Genomic DNA, 6,040 nt, shown 5'->3' with positions numbered 1-6,040 from the left:
GTGGAGGGACGTGCGGAGGGCTCTGGGGGGGGGCTGCGGTGCGTGGGGTGTCGCGGTGGAGCGGGGGCTCGGCGGTCAGCTCGCGTGGAAGGGGAGTCCGGCGTCGGCCACCAGCTCCAGGTCGTCCCCCTCGCGCGGGGGCAGCAGCGTCGCGGAGCCGTCGCTCACCGGCACCACGCCCAGCTCCAGCAGTTCGGCCATGGCCGCGTGGCCCGCCATGTCGCGTACCTGGAGCTGGTAGCGGGCGGTCGTGCGGTAGGCGCCCCCGGCGTCGTCGCCGGTCCGCTGGAGGAATCCGGAGTCGGTGAGGAACGCGACGGCCTTGCCGATGATGCCCGTCGTGGAACCCGCCAGCCGCCGCGCGTCCTTGGTCGCGCCGGTCGAGCTGCGCCTGGCGTAGATGCGCCACGCGGCCTCCAGGCCGGGCGCGTCGGTCGACGGGTCGGTGTTCTCGCCCTGTTCCTCGGCGCGCTCCTCCAGTCTCCGGCACGCCTGCCGGACGAAGGCGTCCACCCCGTTGACCGTGATCCGGCCGATGTAGCCGTCGTCGGCGAGGTCCTCGGGGCGGGGGAACGCCAGCGCCGCCACCGCGAGATGGGCCAGGCCGTGCAGGAAGCGGTCGGCGGAGTCGGGGGACGCGCGCCGGGCGTAGTCGCCCATGCGGACCGCGAACACCGAGTCCTCGTCGGCGGTGACCGCCATTCCGGCGCGCGCGGAGACCTCCAGGACGACCAGGCCGAATCCGGTGGCGACGGCGTCGGCGACCCGGGCGAAGGCGGGGTCCTCGCGGTAGCGGCGCAGCAGGTCGGCGTATTCGGCGTCGCGGGCGGGCAGCAGCTTCGGCTGGAGGCCGAAGGAGACCAGCCGCGCGGCGTCGGCGGCGTCGGCGGGGGTGACGGGCGTGCCGGTGGAACCGGCCGCGGGAGCCACCGGCTCCGGGGTCTCCGGGGCGGTGGCATCGCTCCACGCGGCGGTGTGCTCTGCGTGGTGGTCACTCACGGGTGCGGCTCCTCGGTGCGGATGTCGGTGCAAGGTGGAGGTGGAGGTGGAGGTGGAGGTGGGAGCTGAAAGGGGGACGTGCAGGGTGGGACGTGCGGCGGTCAGCGGGCGGCGGGGTACCGCTCGGGCGGGTGTCACGCCGCCTCCGTGCGGTCCGCCGTCATGCCCGCCGCGTCCAGCAGCGCCGTGCCCACGATCAGGTCCGCGCCGCCGAACTCGGGGTCGTCCAGCGGTGTGCCGTCGTCGACGGCGAACACGAGGCGCTCCTCGCCCTGCCGGTAGGCGGTGCCCACCGGGGGGCTCGCCGCGTGGACGGCGAGCAGGGCCACCAGGTAGGGCAGGTCGGGGTCGCGGCGGCGGGCCTCGGCCAGCAGGCCGGAGAGGCGGCGCGGGGCGTCGTACTCCAGGGTGAGGAGTTCCTTCGCGCTCGCGAGCTGCTCCTCGGTGAAGCGGCTGTCGTCCGGGGTGGCGATGAGGTCGGGCTCGGGCATCTCCGCGCCCAGGTTCTCCCGCTCGACGGGCGGTGTGAGCAGGAGGTCGACCAGATCGCCGACCCGGACGGCGGTGGGGGTGCGCAGCCCGGTGCCCCGGGCGAAGAAGGCGTCCGTCACCCTGGTCGCCCGCTCGACGGGCAGCGGCAGCAGCGGGGCGACCAGTTGGCCGTACAGGTCGAGGCCGGTGTGCGCGGTGGGGCGCGCGAACGCCTGCCGGTCCTGTTCGGCGCGGAACAGCGGGCCCGCCTCCAGCAGCCGGGACTGGAGCTGGGTGTGCCGGCGGATGCAGTCCTTGACGATGTCGACGAGTTCGGCGGCGCGGCGCTTGTGCTCGGCGGTCTTCGGGTCGTTGCCGGTCTCGGCCTCGTCGCGCGCCTTGCGGATGTTGGTCAGGATCGCGTTCTCGTGGCGGTAGCGGTCGGCGACGTGGTCGAGCGCTTCGTCGATCATGTCGGGTACGGAGTTGAGCCAGTCGACCGCGCGGACGTCGCGGCGGGTCGCCTCCAGGGTCCTGCGCAGCGTCTCCGCGTACTGCACGGTGCGGTATCTGGCCTGCTCGGCGGCGAGTTGGGCGTCGGCCAGCCTGCCGCGGTTGATGAGGACCTCCAGCTTGACCTCGGCGGCGATCTGCGCGCTGGTGACGTCCGTGTCGAGCGCGCCCACCAGGACGTTGACGGCCTCGTCGGTCGTCCGCAGGAAGACTTCGCCGCCGTGGCCGGGGACCTCTTCGATGAGTTTGAAGTCGTAGTCCCTGCGGGTGTAGACGCCGTCCGTGCCGAACGTGCCGTAGACGGCGCGGAAGCCGCGGTCCACGCTGCCCACGTTGATCAGGTTCTCCAGGACCCAGCGGGCGACGCGCTCGTGCTCCGGGACGGGGCGGTGCGGGGCCTGGGCCGCGACGCGCGGGAGCAGTCTGGCCACTATCTGCTCGTGGTCGGCCCCGGTGTCGAAGTCCATGTTGAGCGTGACCAGATCGATCGCGGAGAGGGCCACCTCGGCCATCGCGTAGACGGAGTACTCCCCGGCGAGATTGGCCTTGCGGGTGTCCAGATCGTGCAGCGGGGCGGTGCAGGCGAGCGCCCGCAGCCGCCGCGCGAGCCCTTCGTCGGCGGCCGGGCCCTGGGCGGGCCGCGGCCCCGCGCTGAGCTGGGGCGGAACGTATTCCGTCGAGGCTGGCGAAGTCACATCGCACAGATTAGGTCCTCGCACCGACAACGGGCGAAACGGTGCTGAACCGGCCGTGGCCGATTCCGCCCGACGCGACCGCCCGTACTGCGACCGCAGGTACGGCCACCGCAGGTACTGCGCCTGCCGGTACCGCGACCGCAGGTGACTCCACCGCAGGTACCGTGACCGCAGGTGCCGCCACCGTCCGTACCGCCGCTCCGGTGCCTCATCGCACAGGCGTCCCGTAGCCGCCTCCTCCGGGCGTGCGCATGATCAGCACATCGCCGGGGCCGACCTCCACGGAGTCGACGCCGCGCAGCGCCGTGACCGTGCCGTCGGCGCGCTCCACCGCGTTGGCGCCGAGCGCGCCGGGCGCGCCGCCCGCCATGCCGTACGGCGGGACTTCACGGTGGCCGGTCAGGAGCGTCACCGTCATCGGCTCCAGAAAGCGCAGCCGCCGCACGACGCCGTCGCCGCCGTGCCAGTGGCCCGCGCCGCCGCTGCCCTCGCGGACGGCGAAGGAGTCGACCCGTACCGGGAAGCGCCACTCCAGCACCTCGGGGTCGGTGAGCCGGGAGTTGGTCATGTGGGTCTGTACGGCGTCGGCGCCGTCGAAGCCGTCACCGGCACCGGAGCCGCTCGCCACGGTCTCGTAGTACTGCACCCGGTCGTTGCCGAAGGTGAGGTTGTTCATCGTGCCCGACCCCTCGGCCTGGACGCCGAGCGCCGCGTAGAGCGCGCCGGTGATGGCCTGCGAGGTCTCGACGTTGCCCGCGACCGTGGCGGCCGGAGGCGCGGGCGCGAGCATGGAGCCCTCGGGGACGCGGATGTCGAGCGGTTCCAGACAGCCGCTGTTGAGCGGGATGTCGTCGGCGACGAGCGTCCTGAAGACGTACAGCACGGCGGCCGTCACCACCGACGCGGGCGCGTTGAAGTTCCCGGGGAGCTGCGGCGAGGTGCCGGTGAAGTCCAGGACGGCGGAGCGCGCCGCGCGGTCGGTCCGTACGGCGACCTCGATGGTGTGACCGCCGTCGGTGCGGTAGCGGTACGAGCCGTCGGAGAGCCCGGCGACGATGCGCCGTACGGACTCCTCGGCGTTGCGCCGTACGTGGCCCATGTAGGCCCGCACCACGTCGGAGCCGAACTCGTCGGTCATCCGGCGCAGTTCGGCGATGCCCTTCTCATTGGCCGCGATCTGGGCGCGCAGGTCGGCGAGGTTGGTGTCGGGGTCGCGGGACGGGTACGGGGCGGTGGTGAGCAGTTCGCGGGTCTCCGCCTCGCGGAACACGCCGTCCCGGACGAGCGGCCAGTTGTCGAAGAGGACGCCCTCCTCCCGCACGGTCGTGGAGAAGGCGGGCATGGAGCCGGGGGTGAGGCCGCCGATCTCGGCGTGGTGGCCGCGCGAGGCCACCAGGAACTCGATCCCGGTGCCGTGCTCGCCGAAGACGGGCGTCACCACGGTCACATCGGGCAGATGGGTACCGCCGTGGTAGGGGTCGTTGATCGCGCGGACGTCGCCGGGGCGCAGCGCGTCCCCGCTCCCGCGCAGCACCTCCTTGATGGAGTCGCCCATCGAGCCCAGGTGGACGGGGATGTGCGGGGCGTTGGCGATCAGGTTGCCCTCGGCGTCGAAGAGCGCGCAGGAGAAGTCGAGGCGTTCCTTGATGTTGACGGAGTGGGCGGTGTTCTCCAGGCGTACGCCCATCTGCTCGGCGATCGCCATGAAGAGGTTGTTGAAGACCTCCAGGAGTACGGGGTCGACGTCGGTGCCGGCCGCGCGGCGCGCGGCGCGCGGCGTCACCCGGGTCAGCAGCAGGTGGCCGTGTTCGCCGACGGTGGCCCGCCAGCCGGGTTCGACGACGGTCGTCGCGTCGTCCTCGGTGATGACGGCGGGGCCGGTGACGGTGGCGCGGCGGCGCAGATCGCGGCGGCGGTGGAGCGGGGTGGGGCGGGCGGCGCCCCGCGTGAACATGCTGACCGTCGCGTACGGTTCGGCCGGTCCCGCGGCCTCGGGGACGGCGCGGGCGGCGTCGTCCCGGGCGCCGGAGGCGCCCACCGCCTCGACCGAGACCGCCTCGGCCACCAGGGGCTTGTCCATGGTGAAGGCGTAGCGCGCGCGGTGTTCCCGCTCGAAGGCCGCGGTCATGGTGGTGAGGTCGCCGAGCGGGACGGGCAGGCTCGCGTCCGTGCCCGCGTACCGCAGCAGCACGCGCGCGTGGGTGGTGATGGCGTCGTCGGGGACGGAGTCGGCGCGCAGTTCGGCGCGGGTGCGGGCCGCGAGGGAGTCGCACAGCTCGCGCACCCGGGCGAGGGTCGGCGCGGTGAGTTCCGCCTCGACGGACTGTTCGCGCAGGGCGGTGGCGTCGGCCATTCCGATGCCGTACGCGGAGAGCACCCCGGCGAGCGGCGGCACGATCACCGTGCCGACGCCCAGCGCGTCGGCGACCGCGCAGGCGTGCTGGCCGCCCGCGCCGCCGAAGCTGGTGAGGGCGTAGCGGGTGATGTCGTGTCCGCGCTGTACGGAGATCTTCTTGACGGCGTTGGCCATGTGGAGGACGGCGATCTCCAGGTAGCCGGCCGCGACCTCCTCGGGGGTGCGGTCGATGCCGGTGGCTTCCCTTACCTCCTCGGCGCGGCGCGCGAAGCGCTCCCGTACCACTTCGGTGTCGAGCGGCTGGTCGGCGTGCGGGCCGAACACGGCCGGGAAGTGGGCGGGCTGGAGGCGGCCGAGCATGACCTGTGCGTCGGTGACGGTGAGGGGGCCGCCGCGCCGGTAGCAGGCGGGGCCGGGTACGGCGCCCGCCGAGTCGGGGCCGACGCGGTAGCGGCTGCCGTCGAAGCGCAGGACGGAGCCGCCGCCCGCGGCGACGGTGTGGATGTTCATCATGGGGACCCGCATCCGCACCCCGGCGACCTGGGTGCCGAGTGCGCGTTCGAACGCGCCCGCGTAGTGCGAGACGTCGGTGGAGGTGCCGCCCATGTCGAAGCCGATGACCCGGTGGAATCCGGCCTGTCGGGAGGTGCGGGCCATGCCGACGACCCCGCCGGCCGGGCCGGACAGGACGGCGTCCTTGCCGCGGAAGTGCGCGGCCTCGCGCAGTCCGCCGTTGGACTGCATGAACATCAGCCGGACGGAGCGGAGTTCGGCGGCGACCTCGTCGACGTAGCGGCGCAGGATCGGGGAGAGGTAGGCGTCCACGACGGTGGTGTCGCCGCGCGGCACCAGTTTGATCAGCGGGCTGACCTCGTGCGAGCAGCTGACCTGGGTGAAGCCGGCGGCCCGCGCCGCGTCGGCGACGGCGCGCTCGTGGGCGGGGTGGCAGTAGCCGTGCATGAGGACGACGGCGGCGCTGCGCAGGCCGTCGTCCTCATGCACGGCT

The 6,040-nt window shown here is 73.5% G+C and carries 3 protein-coding genes; all 3 read right to left on the bottom strand.

The genetic code is table 11. The annotated features are described in order from the left end of the window. Positions 1 to 75: 75 nt before the first annotated feature. Complete coding sequence (locus tag DVH02_RS32590) at positions 76 to 999, bottom strand: hypothetical protein (protein WP_114627455.1); 924 nt, start codon at positions 997 to 999, stop codon at positions 76 to 78. A gap of 134 nt (positions 1,000 to 1,133) precedes the next feature. Then, complete coding sequence (locus DVH02_RS32585; protein ID WP_114627454.1) at positions 1,134 to 2,678, bottom strand: hypothetical protein; 1,545 nt, start codon at positions 2,676 to 2,678, stop codon at positions 1,134 to 1,136. Positions 2,679 to 2,886: 208 nt separating this feature from the next. Then, the coding region (locus DVH02_RS32575) for a hydantoinase B/oxoprolinase family protein (protein ID WP_114627453.1) at positions 2,887 to 6,040 on the bottom strand (3,154 nt) is incomplete at its 5' end.

Origin of the sequence: Streptomyces corynorhini (genome assembly GCF_003346515.1) — a bacterium.
Taxonomy (GTDB): domain Bacteria; phylum Actinomycetota; class Actinomycetes; order Streptomycetales; family Streptomycetaceae; genus Streptomyces; species Streptomyces corynorhini.
The sequence above is the reverse complement of the archived record's forward strand: the minus strand, read 5'-3'. Positions and strand labels throughout refer to the sequence as shown.